The sequence below is a fragment of the Vogesella alkaliphila genome (assembly GCF_014652475.1).
Lineage (GTDB): Bacteria > Pseudomonadota > Gammaproteobacteria > Burkholderiales > Chromobacteriaceae > Vogesella > Vogesella alkaliphila.
Window position 1 is genome coordinate 557,291 of record NZ_BMYW01000001.1, and the last position, 17,926, is coordinate 575,216.

General features: G+C 66.6%; 17 protein-coding genes and 1 pseudogene. 11 read left to right on the plus strand and 7 right to left on the minus strand.

The genetic code is table 11. The features are described from left to right. Window positions 1-10: 10 nt before the first annotated feature. Window positions 11-781 (minus strand): amino acid ABC transporter permease, encoded by a 771-nt coding sequence (locus IE100_RS02635; RefSeq protein ID WP_229800188.1) that lies wholly within the window; start codon window positions 779-781, stop codon window positions 11-13. Window positions 782-844: 63 nt separating this feature from the next. Then, window positions 845-1,552, minus strand: a complete 708-nt coding sequence (locus IE100_RS02640) for a transporter substrate-binding domain-containing protein (protein WP_229800189.1) — start codon at window positions 1,550-1,552, stop codon at window positions 845-847. Window positions 1,553-1,819: 267 nt separating this feature from the next. Here IE100_RS02640 and IE100_RS02645 point away from each other — a divergent pair, with 267 nt between their 5' ends. The 9 genes and pseudogenes from IE100_RS02645 (at window position 1,820) to IE100_RS02680 (ending at window position 8,971) form a co-directional block, all read left to right on the plus strand. Next, window positions 1,820-2,713: a homocysteine S-methyltransferase family protein gene (locus IE100_RS02645; protein WP_189372590.1), complete on the plus strand. Its 894-nt coding sequence runs from the start codon at window positions 1,820-1,822 to the stop codon at window positions 2,711-2,713. A gap of 59 nt (window positions 2,714-2,772) precedes the next feature. Continuing rightward, the gene (locus IE100_RS02650; RefSeq protein ID WP_189372591.1) at window positions 2,773-3,006 is read left to right on the plus strand and encodes a hypothetical protein; all 234 of its coding nucleotides are present in this window, start codon (window positions 2,773-2,775) and stop codon (window positions 3,004-3,006) included. An 86-nt stretch (window positions 3,007-3,092) separates the two neighbouring features. Beyond that, window positions 3,093-3,824, plus strand: a pseudogene (locus tag IE100_RS02655) (methionine ABC transporter ATP-binding protein); the annotation flags it as partial. Between the two features lie 57 nt (window positions 3,825-3,881). Continuing rightward, on the plus strand, window positions 3,882-4,103 hold the full coding sequence (locus tag IE100_RS16635; RefSeq protein ID WP_444545881.1) for an NIL domain-containing protein: 222 nt from the start codon (window positions 3,882-3,884) through the stop codon (window positions 4,101-4,103). Beyond that, the gene (locus IE100_RS02660; RefSeq protein ID WP_189372593.1) at window positions 4,103-4,780 is read left to right on the plus strand and encodes a methionine ABC transporter permease; all 678 of its coding nucleotides are present in this window, start codon (window positions 4,103-4,105) and stop codon (window positions 4,778-4,780) included. Before IE100_RS16635 ends, IE100_RS02660 begins: the two co-directional genes overlap by 1 nt. 110 nt (window positions 4,781-4,890) lie before the next feature. Next, a complete protein-coding gene (locus IE100_RS02665) occupies window positions 4,891-5,679 on the plus strand; it encodes a MetQ/NlpA family ABC transporter substrate-binding protein (protein ID WP_189372594.1) in 789 nt (262 codons plus the stop codon). Window positions 5,680-5,771: 92 nt separating this feature from the next. Further along, entirely contained in the window at window positions 5,772-7,187 is a 1,416-nt protein-coding gene (locus tag IE100_RS02670; RefSeq protein ID WP_229800190.1) for a pyridoxal-phosphate dependent enzyme, read from the plus strand. A gap of 221 nt (window positions 7,188-7,408) precedes the next feature. Further along, complete coding sequence (locus tag IE100_RS02675; protein ID WP_189372595.1) at window positions 7,409-8,557, plus strand: trans-sulfuration enzyme family protein; 1,149 nt, start codon at window positions 7,409-7,411, stop codon at window positions 8,555-8,557. 171 nt (window positions 8,558-8,728) lie between these two features. Next, on the plus strand, window positions 8,729-8,971 hold the full coding sequence (locus IE100_RS02680; RefSeq protein ID WP_189372596.1) for a DUF2325 domain-containing protein: 243 nt from the start codon (window positions 8,729-8,731) through the stop codon (window positions 8,969-8,971). Between the two features lie 17 nt (window positions 8,972-8,988). Here IE100_RS02680 and IE100_RS02685 read toward each other — a convergent pair whose 3' ends face one another. From IE100_RS02685 to IE100_RS02695, 3 genes are all read right to left on the minus strand, one after another. After that, window positions 8,989-11,748 carry a sensor domain-containing protein gene (locus IE100_RS02685; RefSeq protein WP_189372597.1) on the minus strand — a complete coding sequence of 920 codons (2,760 nt, stop codon included), beginning with the start codon at window positions 11,746-11,748 and terminating at the stop codon, window positions 8,989-8,991. Window positions 11,749-12,151: 403 nt separating this feature from the next. Then, window positions 12,152-12,685 carry a DUF2939 domain-containing protein gene (locus tag IE100_RS02690; protein WP_189372598.1) on the minus strand — a complete coding sequence of 178 codons (534 nt, stop codon included), beginning with the start codon at window positions 12,683-12,685 and terminating at the stop codon, window positions 12,152-12,154. Window positions 12,686-12,722: 37 nt separating this feature from the next. Then, on the minus strand, window positions 12,723-13,613 hold the full coding sequence (locus tag IE100_RS02695) for a LysR family transcriptional regulator (RefSeq protein ID WP_189372599.1): 891 nt from the start codon (window positions 13,611-13,613) through the stop codon (window positions 12,723-12,725). Window positions 13,614-13,736: 123 nt separating this feature from the next. On the opposite strand from IE100_RS02695, the gene IE100_RS02700 reads away from it, so the two are divergent. Both IE100_RS02700 and IE100_RS02705 read left to right on the plus strand, forming a co-directional pair. After that, on the plus strand, window positions 13,737-14,414 hold the full coding sequence (locus tag IE100_RS02700) for a class I SAM-dependent methyltransferase (protein WP_229800191.1): 678 nt from the start codon (window positions 13,737-13,739) through the stop codon (window positions 14,412-14,414). 69 nt (window positions 14,415-14,483) lie between these two features. After that, window positions 14,484-15,899: an MFS transporter gene (locus IE100_RS02705; RefSeq protein ID WP_229800192.1), complete on the plus strand. Its 1,416-nt coding sequence runs from the start codon at window positions 14,484-14,486 to the stop codon at window positions 15,897-15,899. A 99-nt stretch (window positions 15,900-15,998) separates the two neighbouring features. On the opposite strand, the gene IE100_RS02710 is transcribed toward IE100_RS02705, so the two are convergent. Further along, window positions 15,999-16,472, minus strand: a complete 474-nt coding sequence (locus tag IE100_RS02710; protein WP_189372600.1) for a single-stranded DNA-binding protein — start codon at window positions 16,470-16,472, stop codon at window positions 15,999-16,001. A 74-nt stretch (window positions 16,473-16,546) separates the two neighbouring features. Further along, a complete protein-coding gene (locus tag IE100_RS02715; protein WP_189372601.1) occupies window positions 16,547-17,908 on the minus strand; it encodes an MFS transporter in 1,362 nt (453 codons plus the stop codon). Window positions 17,909-17,926 lie beyond the last annotated feature (18 nt).

Below are 17,926 nucleotides of genomic sequence, written 5' to 3' on the forward strand. Positions count from 1 at the left end.
GGGTGAGTGGTCAGCTTCTGCCGGAAGCGGCCATCCTGGTCTCCAGTCTGTGCTGGAAGATTTCGAGCACTACCGACAGCACCCAGTAGATCAGTGCCGCCGAGAGCAGCATTTCCATGTAGCGGTACGACGAGCGGCCATAGCTCTGGGACAGGAACATGATTTCCCACAGCCCCATCACCGACACCAGCGACGAATCCTTCAGCATGGAAATGAACAGGGAAAACGCCGGCGGTACCGCCACCCGCATCGCCTGCGGCAGCACGACAAAGCGCAGGATGGCGCGCGACGACATGCCCAGCGCCTTGCCCGCTTCCCACTGGCCGCGCGGAATGGACAGGATGGCGGCGCGCAGCACCTCGCTGAGATAGGCGCCGTAGCACAGCGTCAGCGCGGTGATCCCGGCCGGAATGGCGTCCGGCACGATGCCCAGTTGCGGCAGCCCCAGATAGATCAGCAGGATCTGCACCAGCAGCGGCGTGCCCTTGAAAAACGAGTTGTAGAAGGTCGCCAGCCCGTACAGCAGCGGCTTGCGTGACAGCCGGCCGAGGGCCGATGCCAGGCCGATCAGCAGCGCCAGCAGGGTGGACACCAGGCACAGCAGCACGGTGAGCGGCACGCCCTGCAGCAGCCCCTCCGGATTGAGCTCCAGCCCCAGCAGCAGCGGCAGTTTTTCCAGCGCGAAGCGGTAGTCCAGCCCGAAGGCGGCGGCAAACCAGGCCAGCAGGCCCAGCAGCAGCAAGATCACCAGGCTGACGTGCAGCCGGAAGCGGTTTTCCATGTTCATGAGTCGGTATGACGGGTCAGGCGGGTGCCGGCCGCGGCGGCGGTCGGCACCCGGGGGTTACTGGGTGATGTCGCTGCCGATCCATTTTCTGGAAATGGCGGCCAGCGTGCCGTCCTGCTTCAGCTCGGTGATCACCTGCTTCACCCGTGCCTGCCACTGCGCATCGCCCTTGTCGACCGCGACCCAGTTCGGTTCGGCGTACAGGGTGGCGGCGACGCGGAACTTGCCGCCCCTGGCGATGCGCTCGTTGGCGGTGTTCAGGTTGGAAACCAGCGCGTCCAGCCGTTTGCCGGTACCCAGCGCCAGGTCCTGGAAGATGATTTCTTCGTTGTCGTAGGTGGCAATGTTGACCTTGCCGAACGGGAAGCTGGGCTGCTCCGCGCCCGGCGCCTCGATCTTCAGCGTCTTCTGCAGGTAGCGCTCATAGGAGGCGCCTTGCTGCACGCCGATCCTCTTGCCGTCCAGTGTCTTGATGCTGCGGGTATGCCGGTCGCTGGCGTTGACCACCAGCACCGCCGGCGATTTGTAGTAGATCACCGGGAAATCCAGCACCTGGGCGGCTTCCCTGGTCGGTGTCATCGAGCAGATGCAGATATCCCAGCGCTTGCCCCACTTGCCGGCGGCGATCACCTCCCACGACGGCGTATCCAGCTTCAGCTTCACGTTCAGCTTTTTCGCGACCGCCTTCGCCACGTCCACGTCGAAGCCGTCGAGCTGGTTCTTGCTGTTGAGGAAGGAAAACGGCGGGTAGCTTTCCAGCAGCACGCCGCGCAGTTCGCCGCTCTTGCTGACGCGGTCCAGCGTGGTGCCGGCATGGCCGGGGACGGCCAGCAGCAGGGGTAGCAGGGCGGCGGTGGTGCGGATAAGTCATTGTTTGTTCACGGTGATATCCCTTTGTTATTTTGCTGACGTGGCAAATCTTATATATCGTTTGGAAATTAATCAATTGCAAAACTATACATTTTGGTTATATAAATTGCAAAATCAACTCACCGCCTGCCCGGCCGGGCAGGCAACGGAAAAGGAAGCAAGATGAGCAAAACCGTGATTCTGGACGGCGGCATGGGCCGCGAACTCAAACGCATCGGCGCGCCTTTCCGCCAGCCGGAATGGTCGGCGCTGGCGCTGTGGGAGGCGCCGCACTTCGTCGAGCAGGCGCACGACGCGTTCGTGCAGGCCGGGGCGCAGGTGATCACCAGCAACAGCTACGCGGTGGTGCCGTTCCACATCGGCGAACAGCGCTTTGCCCGCGACGGCGCAAGGTTGGCCGCACTGTCCGGCGAGCTGGCGCGCAAGGCAGCGGCCAAGGCGGCGCAGCCGGTGCGGGTGGCCGGCTCGCTGCCGCCGGCACTGGGCTCGTACCGGCCGGACCTGTTCGACGAGGCGCAGGCGCTGGCCATCCTGCGGGTGCTGGTTGCCGCGCTGGCGCCGCATGTCGATCTCTGGCTGGCCGAGACGCAAAGCTCGCTGGCCGAAGTGCGCGCGGTGAAGCAGGCGCTGGCCGGCCAGCCGCAGCCGCTGTGGCTGTCATTCACGCTGCAGGACGAGGACGGCGATGGCGTCGCCCGCCTGCGCTCCGGGGAAACGGTGGCGGCGGCGGTGGCCGAAGCGATCCGGCTGGGCGCGGCGGCGGTGCTGTTCAATTGCAGCCAGCCGGAGGTGATGGCGGCGGCGCTGGATGCGGCCAACGTGGTGATCGCCCGCGAGCAGGCCAGCCTGCAGCTGGGCGTTTACGCCAATGCCTTCCCGCCGACGCCGAAAGACGCGAAGGCCAATGCCACGCTCGACGACATCCGCGCCGACCTGACCCCGCGCAACTACGCGCAGTGGGCGGCGCTGTGGGTGGAGAAGGGCGCCAGCGTGGTCGGCGGTTGCTGCGGCATTACGCCGCAACACATCGCCGCGCTGGCGCAGGCGCTGCCGTAAGAAGCTGTTCACGACCTGCTGCGCTTCGTGAAACGTTACACGGTGAGTACGGCTTCGGCATGCTTGTTTATATCCAGCTCAACGCCGCTTCCTCAGCCTTTTTCGCCTTGTCTCGCGTGAGCGCGCGAGATCGTGAATACGTTCCAGGCGGGCGGGCACAACAGGCGCTGTCACACGACAGCGCCTGTTTTCTTTTGGGGGATGTGGCCAGCGCGGCCATGCGGCTGGCCGTCGCGGCTTTGATATCACAAAAAGTAATGAAAAAATCAATTTATATCGTTTTTGGTTTTTAAGGCGGCGCACTACACTGGCCTCCTGCCAGCGCAAAAGGCGCGGCTGATTACCGAAACGCCCACGCCGGGTCCGCGAGAAAGCCACCATGATCCAAGTACGAGACCTGACCAAACACTACAGCCACCACGGCCGCCGCGTTGCCGCCCTGGAGCGGGTCAGCCTGCGCATCGACGAGGGCACCATCTTCGGCATCATCGGCCGCTCCGGTGCCGGCAAGAGCACGCTGATCCGCTGCCTCAACCTGCTGGAGCGCCCCGATAGCGGCGAGGTGCGCATCGGCGACGACGCGCTGACCGCCTATAGCGAACGCCAGCTGCAACAGCGCCGCCAGCGCATCGGCATGGTGTTCCAGCACTTCAACCTGCTGCGCTCGCGCACGGTGGCGGCCAACGTCCGCTTCCCGCTGGAGCTGGCCGGCGAGCTGGACGCCGCGCAGATGGACGCGCGGGTGGACGAGCTGCTGGCGCTGGTCGGGCTGCAGGATCACCAGCACAAGCGTCCGGCGCAGCTGTCCGGCGGCCAGAAGCAGCGGGTGGGCATCGCCCGCGCGCTGGCCAACCGCCCCGACGTGCTGCTGTGCGACGAGGCGACCTCGGCGCTGGACCCGGAAACCACCGATTCGATACTGGCGCTCTTGGCCGACATCAACCGCCAGCTGCGGCTGACCATCGTGCTGATTACCCACGACATGCGCGTGATCCGCCAGCTGTGCGACGAGGTGGCGGTGCTCGATCACGGCCGCGTGGTGGAGCAGGGGCGGGTGATCGACGTGTTGCTGCAGCCGCAGCACGCGGTGACGCAGAGCCTGCTGGCGGAGACCGGCCTGGTCCAGGGCGCACTGCAGGGCCAGTGGCGCGAGCGCATCGGCACGCCGGTGCTGAAGCTGACCTTTGTCGGCGAGCCGGCGCTGCAGCCGGTGCTGGACAAGGTTGGCCGCGAGGCCGGCCTGCGCGTCAACCTGCTGGCCGGCACGCTGTCGGAAATCAAGGCCACGCCGTTCGGCCAGCTGCTGGCCGGCGTGGTGGCCAGCGATGTCGCGGTGTCGGCATTGCCGGACATTTTTGCCCGCGAGGGCGTGCGTTGCGAGGTGCTGTGATGACGGATTTTGACTGGAACCTGTTGCTGGCCGTGGACTGGCCGGAGATCGGCGAGGCCACGCTGGATACGCTGACCATGCTGGGGGTGTCGCTGCTGGCGACGGTGGCGCTGGGGCTGCCGCTGGGCGTGCTGCTGTGCGTCACCGCCCCCGGCCAGCTGCGGGCGCGGCCGCGGCTGTACGCGGTGCTGTCCTTGCTGGTGAACGTGCTGCGCTCGCTGCCGTTCGTGATCCTGCTGATCGTGCTGATTCCGCTGACGCTGCTGCTGGTCGGCACCTCGATCGGCGTCGCCGGCGCCATCGTGCCGCTGGTGGTGGGCGCGGTGCCGTTCTTCGGTCGGCTGGTGGAAAACGTGCTGCGCGAGGTCGATCGCGGCGTGATCGAGGCCAGCCAGGCGATGGGCGCGCGCCTGCCGCAGATCGTGCTCAAGGTGCTGCTGCCGGAGGCGCTGCCCGGCCTGATCGGCGCGGCGACGGTGACCGCGGTGGCGCTGGTCGGCTACACCGCCATGTCCGGCGTCATCGGCGGCGGCGGGCTGGGCGACCTCGCGGTGCGCTACGGTTACCAGCGCTTCCAGACCGAGGTGATGGTCGTCACCGTGGCGCTGCTGCTGCTACTGGTGCAGCTGCTGCAGTCCGCCGGCGACCGCCTGGTGCGCCGCTGTCGTTTTGACTGACTGACTCTCCGCGGCCTTAACCCCGCAACCCTTTCCCATGCTGTACCCCTGCATGCCCTGGCCCGTCCGGCCCGGGCAGGGGGAAGACTTACTCTCGAAAAGGAAAAATCATGACCCGCCTGACCAAACTTGCCCTTGCTTTCAGCCTTGCCGGTTTCACCTTTGCCGCCCAGGCGCAGAACGTGAAGCTGACCGTGGCCGCCTCGCCGGTGCCGCACGCCGAGCTGCTGGAGGCGCTGAAACCGACCCTCGCCAAACAGGGCGTGGATCTGGACGTGAAGGTGTTCAACGACTACGTGCTGCCCAACACCCAGGTGCAGGAAAAGCAGCTGGACGCCAACTTCTTCCAGCACATCCCGTATCTGGACAAGTTCAACAAGGACCGCGGCACCAATCTGGTGGTGGCCAGCAAGCCGGTACACATCGAGCCGTTTGCCGCCTACTCGCTGAAGGTGAAGCGCGTGGCCGAGCTGAAGGACGGCGCCACGGTGGCCATCCCCAATGACCCGACCAACGCCGGCCGCGCCTTGCTGCTGCTGGACCAGGGCGGCGTGATCAAGCTGAAGGACCGCAGCAACATCTACCCGACCACCCGCGACATTGCGGCCAACCCCAAGCACCTGAAGATCAAGGAACTGGAAGCCGCCACCCTGCCGCGGGTGCTGAATCAGGTGGATCTTGCGCTGATCAACGCCAACTATGCGCTGGAAGCCAAGCTGAACCCGAAGAAGGACGGCCTGTTCACCGAGACCACCTCGCCGTACGCCAACCTGCTGGTGGCGCGTCCGGACAACAAGGACAGCGCCGCGGTGAAGAAGCTGGCGGCCGCGCTGAACAGCCCGGAAGCGAAGCGCTTCATTGAAAGCAAGTACCAGGGCGCGGTGGTGCCGGCGTTCTGAGCCGTCACCCAACGCATGTCCCATGCCGACCGCGCCCGCCCATGAGGCGCGGCGGCACCACTGAATGCCGGAACGTAACCCAAGGAAAGACCATGACTGTCCCATCCCCGACGCTGGCGCCGGCCGCGTCGCTGCCGCCGCGCAGTCGTAGTGTGCTGGAAATGATCGGCAACACCCCGCTGCTGCGGGTGCGCCATCTCGATACCGGCCCCTGCGAGCTGTACCTGAAGCTGGAAAACCAGAACCCGGCCGGCTCGATCAAGGACCGCGTCGCGCTGTCGATGATCGAGGCCGCCGAGCGCGACGGCCGGCTGGCGCCCGGCGGCACCATCATCGAGGCCACCGCCGGCAATACCGGCCTTGGCCTCGCGCTGGTCGCCTCGCAGAAGGGCTACCGCCTGATCCTGGTGGTGCCGGACAAGATGAGCCGCGAAAAGGTGCTGCACCTGCAGGCGCTGGGCGCGCAGGTGATCCTGACCCGCTCCGATGTCGGCAAGGGCGATCCGGACTACTACCAGGACCGCGCCGCACGGCTGGCCGCCACCATCCCCGGTGCCTTCTACATCGACCAGTTCAACAACGCGGCCAACCCGCTGGCGCACGAGACCGGCACCGGGCCGGAAATCTGGGCGCAGATGCAGCAGGAGGTGGACGCGGTGGTGGTCGGCGTCGGCTCCAGCGGCACGCTCACCGGCCTGAGCCGCTTTTTCGGGCGGGTGTCGCCGCACACCGAGTTCGTGCTGGCCGATCCGCAAGGCTCCATCCTGGCCGACCACATCGAGCACGGCCATCACGGCGCCGCCGGCAGCTGGCTGGTGGAGGGCATCGGCGAGGACTTCATCCCGCCGCTGGCCGACTTCGGCAAGGTTGGCCGCAGCTACCGCATCAGCGACCGGCAAAGCTTCGACAGCGCGCGCGAGCTGCTGCGCCACGAGGGCATCCTCGGCGGCTCGTCCACCGGCACGCTGCTGGCCGCCGCGTTGCAGTACTGCCGCGCGCAGACCACGCCCAAGCGGGTGGTGACCTTCGTCTGCGACAGCGGCAACAAGTACCTGTCCAAGATGTACAACGACTTCTGGCTGTTCGACCAGGGCCTGCACCAGCCGCCGCAGGTGGGCAACATCACCGACCTGATCGCGCGCCGCCACGACCACGGCCACAGCGTGGTGTGCCACCCGGACGAGCCGCTGACCGTGGTCTACCAGCGCATGCGCCTGCACGACGTGTCGCAGCTGCCGGTGATCGACGGCGAGCGCGTGATCGGCCTGATCGACGAGTGGGACCTGCTGATGTCGGTACACGGCGAGCCGGAGAACTTCCACCAGCCGGTGTTCACCGCGATGAGCAGCAATGTCGAGACCATCTCGCCGCGCGCCTCGCTGCAGGACCTGCTGCTGGTGTTCAACAACGGCCATATCGCGGTGGTGATCGAGCGCGAGCGCTACCTGGGCCTGATCACGCAGAGCGACCTGCTGACCTACTGGCGCCAGCGCGTCGGCGCCGCCTGAACCTGTTCAATGTCTGCTGCGCTTCGTGAAACGTTACACGGTGAGTACGCCTTCGGAATGCTGGTTTATATCCAGCTCAACTCCGCTTCCCCAGTCGTTTTCGCCTTGTCTCGCGTGAGCGCGCGAGACTTTGAACAGACTCTGAGACATTCCTATTGATCCGCAAGGTGCGGCGGCCGCTGCCGCCGCGCGTTGCGGCCAACCTTTTGCAAGGACACAGCATGAGCACCGATTTCCACACCCTGTCCGTGACCGCCGGCCTGCACGATGACCCGTTCGGCGCGGTGATCCCTCCGATCTACGCCACCTCCACCTACCGCCAGCAGGCGCCGGGAGAGCACAGCGGCTACGAGTACTCGCGCAGCCAGAACCCGACGCGCGAGGCGCTGGAGCGCGCCGTCGCCGAGCTGGAAGGCGGCGTGCGCGGCTACGCCTTCGGCTCCGGCCTCGCCGCCATCGCCACCGTGCTCGACCTGCTGCCGGCCGGCAGCCACATTGTCGCCATCGACGACCTGTACGGCGGCTCGGTGCGCCTGTTCGACCGCGTGCGCAGCCAGTCGGCCGGGCTGTCCATCAGCTACGTACCGTCCGACGACCCGGCGGCGCTGGAGGCGGCCATCCGGCCCGATACCCGCATGCTGTGGGTGGAAACGCCATCCAACCCGCTGAACCGGCTGGCCGACCTGGCGCAACTGGCCGACATCGCGCGCCGCCACCGGCTGATCGCGGTGGCCGACAACACCTTCGCCTCGCCGGTGATCCAGCAGCCGCTGGCCTACGGTTTCGACATCGTGCTGCACTCGGCCACCAAGTACCTGAACGGCCACTCCGACGTGATCGCCGGCGTGGCGGTGGTGTCCAAGGACCGCCCGCAGCTGGCCGAGCAGCTGGCCTTCCTGCACAACGCCACCGGCGCCATTCTGGACCCGTTCTCCAGCTTTCTGGTGCTGCGCGGCATCCGCACCCTGGCGCTGCGCGTCGAGCAGCACAGCCGCAACGCGCAGGCCATCGCGCAGTGGCTGGAACAGCATCCGCGCGTGACGCGGGTACTGTACCCAGGGCTGGCGAGCCATCCGCAGCATGAACTGGCCAAACAGCAGATGCGCCACTTCGGCGGCATCGTGTCCTTCTATCTCGACGGCGGCGCGGCGGAGGTGAAGGCGGTGCTGGGCAGGAGCCGGCTGTTCACGCTGGCGGAGAGCCTGGGCGGGGTGGAGAGCCTGGTGTGCGTGCCGGTGGCGATGACGCACGCCTCGGTGCCGGCCGAGCGCCGCGCCGTGCTGGGCATCAGCGACAACCTGATCCGGCTGTCGGTGGGCATCGAGTCGGCCGAGGCGCTGATCGCCGACCTGGCGCAGGCGCTGGCGTAGGCGCGCTGCCGCACGGACGAACCCCGGCCAAGTGCCGGGGTTTTTCATGGTGTTTGCCGCGGTCGGAATATGGACTGCAGCGGCGCGGCGATAAGCTGTGGCGATTTTCTTGGTTCTGCCGTGACCGGGCGCCGGATAAGGTGGGCGAAACGGTGTGGCGGAGGGCCAGCGATGCGGGCGATGATCATCGGCGGTGACAAGGTGGAGACCACGCGGCGGGCGCTGCAGGCGTCGGGCTATGCGGACGTGCTGCACTGGAGCGGACGCAAGCGCAGCGACCTGACGCGGGAGTTTCCGTCCCGCGTGGCGCACATGGTGATCATTCTGGACTACGTCAATCACAACCTGGCGAAACGGATGCGCCTGATCGCGCGCGAGCGGCAGATCAGCGTCGCCTACGTTGGCCGCAAGTGAGGGGCGGCGGGCGGCTATCAGGGCAGCGTGGTCGAGTGCTGCTGCGAGTGCGCCAGCACCAGCTGGGCAAAGGCGGGCGCCGGCACCGGCGGGCTGATGATGTAGCCCTGGATGATGTCGCAGCCGTTGTCGCGCAGGAAGGCCAGCTGCTCCTCGCGCTCGACGCCTTCGGCGATGACGGTCAGCCGCAGGCTGTGCGCCATCGCGATGACGGCCTGGGAAATGGCGATGTCGTCTTCGTCCAGCGGCAGGCCGTCGACGAAGGACTTGTCCAGCTTCAGGCAGTCGATGGGGAATTGCTTGAGGTAGCTGAGCGAGGAGTAGCCGGTGCCGAAGTCGTCGACGTCGATGTGCAGGATGCCTTTGTTACGGATCTGCATCAGCACGTCGACCGCGCATTGCGGATCGTGCATCAGCATGCTCTCGGTCACTTCCAGCTCCAGGAAGCGCGGCTCGACGCCGGTTTCTTCGAGTATGTCGGCGATGGTGGTGGCCAGGTTGCTGCGCTGCAGTTGCCGCCCGGAGAGGTTGACGGCGATGACCAGCGGCGGCAGCGCGCTTGTCGTTTGCCAGAGACGGATCTGCTGGCACACCGCTTGCAGCACCCAGCTGCCGACCTGCTCGATCAGGCCGGTTTCCTCCAGGATGGGGATGAATTCGCCGGGAGAAACCAGGCCACGCTGCGGGTGTCGCCAGCGTAGCAGCGCCTCGGCGCCGATGATGCGGCCGTCGGCCAGATTGAGCTTGGGCTGGTAGTAGACCTCGAACTCGCCGCGTGCCAGCGCGCGGCGCAGCCCGTTTTCCATCTCCAGCCGGTCGGAGGCGAGGGTGTTCATCTCGCTGGTGAAGAAGCGGTAGCCGTTGCCGCCGTCTTCCTTGGCCCGGTACATCGCGGTGTCCGCGTACTTGATCAGGTGGCTGCTGTTGTCGCTGTCCGACGGGAAAATGGTGATGCCGATGCTGGGCGTGACGAAGGTTTCCTGATGGCCGAGGTGGAAGGGGGCCGCGAACATCTCGATGATCTTGCTGGCGATGCCGGCGGCGTCTTCGGCCTTGCTGATCTGCTCCAGGATGATGGTGAACTCGTCGCCACCGAGACGCGCCACGGTGTCCACGTCGCGCACGCAGGCCAGCAGCCTGGCCGCGGTGTCGCACAGCAGCTGGTCGCCCAGGTCGTGGCCCAGCGTGTCGTTGATGGTCTTGAAACGGTCCAGGTCGATGAACATCAGCGCCACCAGCCCCTTGCTCCTTTCCAGCCGGGTCATCGCCTGGTGCAGGCGGTCGTGGAACAGCGCCCGGTTGGGCAGGCGGGTCAGGGAGTCGTAGTGGGCCAGGTCCTGCAGCCGTTCTTCGGCCTGCCGCCGCTCCATGGCGATGTGGACCAGGTGGGCGGCGACCCACATCAGTTCGCGGTCGTGCGGCTGCTGTTTTGACGGGGTGCGGTAGTGCGCGACGATCAGCCCCAGCAGGGAACGGTCAGCCGAGCGGACGGCCACGGCGAAGCAGGCGTGCACGCCGTGGCTGGCCATCAGCTTGCAGTAGTCGGTCCAGATCGGCTGGCTGCCGATATTCTCGATCACGCCGCTGTACTCGTCCGACAGGCCGTGCTTCGGCACGTTCTCCTGTTGCGTGATCGCGGCGAACACCTTGCCCAGCACCACCTGTTCGTGATGGATTAGGCGCTCGACCACATTGCTTGGCAGGCTGCGGCCGGAGACGCAGGCCAGCTCGGCGCCTTCGCTGTCCTTGCGGAACAGGATGGTGCAGAACATCTCGCCGGACAGCACTTCCACGTGGTCGGCCAGCACGCCCAGCGCGGCCTTCAAGGGTTGGCCGCAGACCACCATCTCCAGGACTTCGTTCTCGATGGCCAGCAGCGCCTCGGCCTGCTTGCGGTCGCTGATGTCGCGGAAGCTGGTCACCCGCCCGACCACGCGGCCATTGACGAACTGCGGCTGCGAGTTCCACTCGAAGTGGCGCCCGTCGCGCAGTTCGAGCGTGCTGCCCTGGTTGACGTCGATGTGCTTGCTCAGGTCCTTGATCGTGGCGGCAAAAGCGGTCGGGTCGCGCAGCTTGTTGCTCAGCTCGGCCAGGGTTTCGTTGTTGTTGGCGTAGAGGCTGGCCGACTGGTGCAGGTGCCACATGTCACGGAAGCGCTTGTTGGCCACGACCTCCCGCCCGTAGACATCGGTGACGAAAATGCCGTCGGCGGTGGATTCCAGCGTGGCGGAGAAGATGGACAGCGATTTGGCCAGTTTCTCCTCGGTCACCTTGCGGATGGCGATCTCCTGCAGGGTGCGGCGGAAGACGCGCATCGGCAGGTCGCGCAGCGTGACGAAGGTGATGATGCCGAGTATCAGCCCGGGGAGGGTCATCAGCAGGCTGTAGAGCAGCAGCGGGCGCAGGGAGCGGCTCAGCGTCAGCTGGGCGCTGTCGTCGGCATTCAGCTCAAGGGTGCTGCTCCGGGTCAGGAGCGGGGGCGGCGGTTCCTGGTTTTTTTCGGCCAGCACTTGCTGGTTTTCATCGGTGATGCGGATGCCGGTTTCATCCGGTAGCCAGTCCAGTGCCGCCAGCACCGCCTGGGGGGAATGAAAGCTGCCCCAGCTTGCGCCAGGGGCCGAGTCCGATGGCTTGATGTTGCTGTAGACGCCGACCTGTAGTGCGGACTCCAGGCGGGCCGCCTCGCTCTGGTGGCCGACGATGAAAAAAATGAGCGGCACCAGCAGGGTGACCAGCGTGCCGCCTCCCCAGGCCAGGCGAGCGATCAGGGTCGGCATTTCGGGTGGCAGGTCCTGAAGGTCGGGAGATGGCTCGGATTTCATAATTTTGGAGAAAATCCCGGTTATGCATCACTTTGTTTCGAGACGGTCATGGCTGCATTTTGGCAAATGCAGCGGCCTCCTGCCTGATTAACCGCCCCGGCCCAACCTAAGAATAGGCCAAATCCCGCGGCCGGACTGTCATGTTTTCCAGCGGACAGGGGGCAGGTCTGGTGCGTTACCGTTTCTCCGGCGGCTGTTAACCCTTGTTTTATCGTTGTGCGGGCTGGAAAAGACTTCACATGCAAGGTGGAAGGTGCCGCGCCGGGGCGCCCGGGCGCAAACCCGGCACCGCCGCGGTTGATGGCGGGCGGTCTGGGCGCGGGGCGGTGTCGTCGCGCGCGTCAGCCCGGCGGGGCAGCTATTGGGGCAGGCGGATCTCGGCCAGTTGCCACGACACCAGATGGCGGCGCTGCAGGACCAGATGGATGACCTGGTCCGGCGTGTCGCGCCGATAGACCTTGATCGTAAACTGGCTGAGCCCGTCGTAGCCCATACTGGTCTCGACCTTGTCCGCCTCCCCGGCCTGTTCCGGCGTGCCGGAATCCGGGCTTTCTGCCGTCGCGGCGGCCAGGGGCTTTTCACCCCGCATCATCATGGCCAGACCCTGGGGCGAAACAATCGCATCGACCATGCCGTTGACCAGGGCGCTGGCAAAAACGGCGCCCACGGCGGCAAACGGCTGCCCTTGCAGCTTCTGCAGCATGCGGCCGTTCAACTCGGCCTTCAGGTTTTCCTTGACGACTGGAAAGTCGACATAGCCGGCCAACTTTGTCGCATCGCGTTCCTGCGCCGCCGCCTGCATGCCGTGCACCGCCGCATACGGCGTGTAGTAGAACCAGCCGCTTACTGCGACCGCCGCGAGTGCCAGGCCGCCTTTCAACTTGTTATTCATGGTGTGTCCTGTTTGAACTGTGATGAGCAATCATCGCTTATTGCGTGCAGACCTCGTGCACCACGGCGCGCAACCACTTGTGCACCGGGTCCGCATCGAGCCTGGGGTGCCAGAGCATGGACAGCGTGATGCCGGTCAGGGCGAGTGGCAGGGGGAAGGTGGCCATGCCGGTGCGCAAATAGCGGGTATGCCGCTCCGGCACGGTGGCAATCAGCCCGGTATGGCGCGCCAGCGCCAGCGCCGTGGCAAAGCCGGCCACCGAGGTCACGATGTGGCGGCGTGTGCCCAGCGCCGCCAGCGCCACGTCGACCGGATCATGGCCGGGGCCGTGCCGCGTGTCGGCCACGTGGCCGCAGCCGGCGTAGCGTTCCAGCGTGATGTCGCCGCTCAGCAGCGGGTGTCCCTCGCGCGCCACGCCCACGAAATGATCGCGGAACAGGGCGCGGGCGTGTAGTTCCTGAGCCGTGCCCTTGCCGACCACGCCGGTTTCCAGGTCGGCGCTGCCATCCCGCAGATGGCTGCCGTCGCGCCTGATCTTGGGCAGGAAGTTCAGGTGAATGCCGGGGGCCTCGCTATCGAGGCGCGTCAGCAGCGATGGCCCGAAGTTTTCGACGAAGCCGTCGCTGCACAGCAGGGTGAAGGTGCGGCTCACCGTGCCAAGGTCCGGCATCGTGGCGGGGCTCAGCGCCTGCAGCGCCTGCTGCACCAGGGCGCCCACCTGTTCGCGCAATGCCACCGCCCGCGGGGTCGGCACCAGGCTGCGGCCCGAGCGCACCAGCAGCGGGTCGCCGGTGCAGTCGCGCAGCCGCTGCAGGGCGCGGCTCATGGCCGACGGGCTCAGGCCGAGACGGCGCGCTGCGCCGGCGACGCTACCCTCGCTGAGCAGCACGTCCAGCGTCATCAGTAGGTTCAAGTCCGGCGTGCTCATGCGGGCCTCCTGCCTGTGGTGGTAATCATTGCGTCTGGTGCATGTTTCAAGTGCAAATCATGCGTCTTCCGCCATGTTATACCCGGGCCTAAGCTAGGGGAAACCATTTCAGGAGCCCATGACATGAACACCCGACAAGACAAGGCAACACCGCGTGGCCCGCAGGCGCTCGACACCGCGAGCGAACCCTGGCGCATGCGGATGGACGACTGGAACCGGCGCTACGCCAACGACGACTTCATCTGGAGCGAGCACCCCAACCGTTCTCTGGAACAGCATGTGCGGTCACTGTCCGCGGGGCGGGCGCTGGATCTGGCGGCCGGCGAGTGCCGCAACGCGGTGTGGCTGGCCGGCCAGGGCTGGTCGGTGGAGGCCGTCGATTTTGCCAGGCTGGCGCTGGAGAAGGGGCGGCGTCTGGCGCAGTCGCGCCAGGTGGCGGAGCGCATCCGCCTGGTGACGGCGGACCTCAATCACTACCGCCCCGCCGAACGGGCTTTCGATCTCGTCACCCTGGTTTACCTGCAGCTGCCGTGGCCGGAGCTGGCGCCCATCCTCTTGCGCGCGGCAGGCGCCGTGGCGCCGGGCGGCACCCTGCTGCTGATTGCCCACCACACGCACAACCTGACGCACGGCCATGGCGGGCCACGGCACGCCGAGGTGCTCTACACCGCGGAGCAGGTCGCCACGCTGCTGGCCCCCGAGCTGCGGATCGAGCGCGCCGAGCGACTGCAACGTCCGGTGCACACTGCTGACGGCACCCGCTACGCCATCGACTGCCTGGTGCGTGCCACACGCGGCTGAGGCCGTGCACGACCGGCTTGCGGCCAACCTTGGCCGCAAGCCGCGGCAACCCGAACGAAAGGACTCATCATGAAGACCGATAAACAATCCGTGCCGGCGGCCACCGCCGGCGAGCGCCGCGCCCTGCTGAGCCTGTCCCTGGCGATGCTGCTGTCGGCGCTGGGCACCAGCATTGCCAACGTGGCGCTCCCCACCCTGAGCGAGGTGTTCTCGGCCTCCTTCCAGCAGGTGCAGTGGGTCGTGCTGTCCTACCTGCTGGCCATCACCACCCTGATCGTCAGCGCCGGCCGGCTGGGCGACCTGTTCGGCCGCCGCCCGCTGCTGCTGTTCGGGGTCGGGCTGTTCACCCTGGCCTCGCTGCTGAGCGCCTACCCGTCGCTGCCGGTGCTGATCGCCGCCCGGGCCGTGCAGGGTCTGGGCGCGGCGCTGATGATGGCCTTGAGCATGGCCTACGTCGCCGATCTCGTGCCCAGGGAGCGAACCGGCAGCGCGATGGGGCTGCTGGGCACCGCCTCGGCCATCGGTACCGCAATGGGGCCGTCGCTGGGTGGCTTGCTGATCGGCACGCTTGGCTGGCAGTCGGTCTTTGCGGCCAACGTTCCGCTCGGCATCGTTACTTTCTTCTTGCTGCAACGCCATCTGCCGGCGAGCGCCACGCCACGCCAGACGGGGCGCAGCCGCTTTGACTATACCGGCACCGTGCTGCTGAGCCTGGCCCTGGCCGCGTATGCGCTGGCCATGACGGTTGGCCGCGGTGACTGGGGACTGCACAACAACGCCTTGCTGGGACTGGCGCTGCTGGCGGCCACGCTGTTCGTCGTCAGCCAGCGGCGGGCCAGCGCCCCCCTGGTCAAGCTGTCGTTGCTGGGCAGGCCGCTGCTGCTGGCCGGCATGGCGATGAGCACGCTGGTGACGGCCGTGGTGATGGCCACCCTGGTGGTCGGCCCGTTCTATCTGACGCAGGCGCTGGGACTGTCCACCATCCGGCTGGGGCTGGTGATGTCGGTCGGGCCGCTGGTGGCCGCCGTCAGCGGCGTGCCGGCCGGTCGGCTGGTCGACCGCTACGGCGCACACCCGATGACGCTGCTGGGTCTGCTGCTGATGCTGGCCGGCAGCGCCGGACTGGCGCTGCAGACCAGTGTCGCCGGCGTGCCGGGCTATGTGGCGGCCCTCGCGGCCACCACCGCCGGTTATGCCTTGTTCCAGGCCGCCAACAATACGCAGGTGATGGTCGGGGTGAGCGCCGAGCAGCGCGGCCTCGTGTCCGGCCTGCTCAACCTGTCACGCAATCTGGGGCTGATTACCGGTACGGCCGCCATGGGCGCGGTGTTTGCCATCGCGAGCAGGGGCGCCGCCTTGCCGGCAGGCAGCCCGCAGGCCGCCAGCAGCGGCATGCACACGACGTTTGCCGTGGTCGCGGTGCTGATCGTGCTGGCGCTGTTGCTGGGACTTCGTCGCCGTGTTCAACCGTTGCAGGCCGCGTAGCGGCACGAGGGCGATGTTCCGCTGACGTGAGCCGCGAAGGTAAAGAAAAAGGCCCGTAACCACAGGGGTTACGGGCCTGCTGATTCGCCGACGTGTCTATTAGAACGGGATGTCGTCGTCCATGTCGTCCATTTTCGGGGCCGGTTTCGGCTCCATGCGACGGGGGGCCGCCGGGGCGGCGGCAGGTGCTGCGGCCGGGGCGTCGTAGCGCTGGGCGCCACCGCCGTAGCTGTAGTCTTCGTCCGCGCCGCCCATGCCACCGTCGCGCTTGCCGCCTTGCAGGCTGATCTCATTGACGCGCACGTCCGGCGATACGCGCTTCTGGCCTTCCTTGTCCTGCCATTCGCGCAGCGTCAGCTGGCCGTAGACGGTCACCTGCTGGCCCTTGCCGAGGTAGTTCTTCAGCGATTCGCCGCGCTTGCCCCACACCTGGCAGGTAAACCAGTTGGTGGTCTTGCGCTCGCCAAAGCCGATGTCGCTGGCCACACGGAAGCTGAGCACGGCTTCGCCGCTCGGGGTGTAACGCAGTTCGGCGTCGGCGGCCAGACGGCCATCAAAAGTAATGCTGTTCATTGGGGCTCCGTTTCATTTCAGTTCAAGGAGGGATTCGGCGCCGTCACGGGCTGAGGTGACGGCGGTGCGGCGGCTCAATACGTTGCCTGGATCAGCTGCTTGACCGCGGCTTCGTCCCAGTCTTGCTGGGAGACCTTCAGGTAGGCCACCCGTTCGCCGAGCAATACCACCACTTCGCTGACGCCGCGCTGGCTGGCCAGCTGCCGCGACAGCGCGTCGGCATCGCCCTGCCAGTGCTCGCCGATGTGGAACATCTGGCTCTTCACCGCCTTGGGTGGCGTCATGGTCAGCGACAGCAGCAGCCAGGCCAGCATCAGTACGCTGGTGAAGGCAAACACGCCCAGCGCGCCGTGGTGGCTGTACAGCCAGCCGCCGGCAACGGCACCGGCAAACAGGCCGAAAGATTGGGCGGTATTATACACGCCGATCGCGGTTCCCTTGGCATCGGCCGGGGCGATTTTCGAGATCAGCGACGGCAGCGTGGCTTCCAGGATGTTGAAGGCGACGAAGTACAGCCCCAGCCACAGCACGATCAGCCAGAAGCTGGACAGCGCCAGCGCCATGCCGATCTGCGCGGTGGCCATCAGCGCGATGGCGGCGACGAACACCTGCTTCAGCTTGGCCTTCTTCTCGCCGTAGATGATGGCCGGCACCATCAGGAAGAAACCGGCCACGACGACGGGCAGGTACACCTGCCAGTGCTGCGACTTGTCGAGGCCGCCGGTGCTGGTCAGCGCGAACGGGATGGTGACGAACATCGCCATCTGCGCCGCGTGCAGCGCGAAGATGCCGAAGTTGAGCCGCTGCAGCTCGCGGTTGCGCAGTACCGCCGGCAGGCGCGCGGTGTTGGTGCCGGTGTCGGAGTGGAAGCTGGAGTGCACCGGGTCGGGGATGACGCGCCACACGCCCAGCAGCGCCAGCAGCGACAGCACGCCGGTGAGCACGAAGATGCCGTCGACGCCGATATAGCGTGCCAGCAGCGGTCCCAGTACCAGGCTGACGGCAAAGGTGGTGCCGATGCTCATGCCGATGATGGCCATGGCGCGGGTGCGCACTTCTTCACGGGTGAGGTCGGCGAGCAGGGCGGTGATTACCGCCGAGATGGCGCCGGAGCCCTGGATGATGCGGCCCACGGTCAGCATCATGATGTCGTCGGCGCTGGCGGCGATGAAGCTGCCGGCGGCGAACAGCAGCAGGCCGCCGTAGATGATCTTCTTGCGGCCAACCTTGTCGGAGAGCATGCCCAGCGGCAGCTGCAGCAGCGCCTGCACCAGGCCGTAGCTGCCCAGCGCGATGCCGATCAGGGTGTGGTTGTCGGCGCCGCGCAGGGTTTCGGCGTAGAGCGCAAAGACGGGGAGGATAAGGAACATGCCCAGCATGCGCAGGGCGTAGATTCCGGCCAGGCCAAGGCTGGCGCGTAGCTCAAGTGCAGTCATCGGTACGGGTGTTGGAGG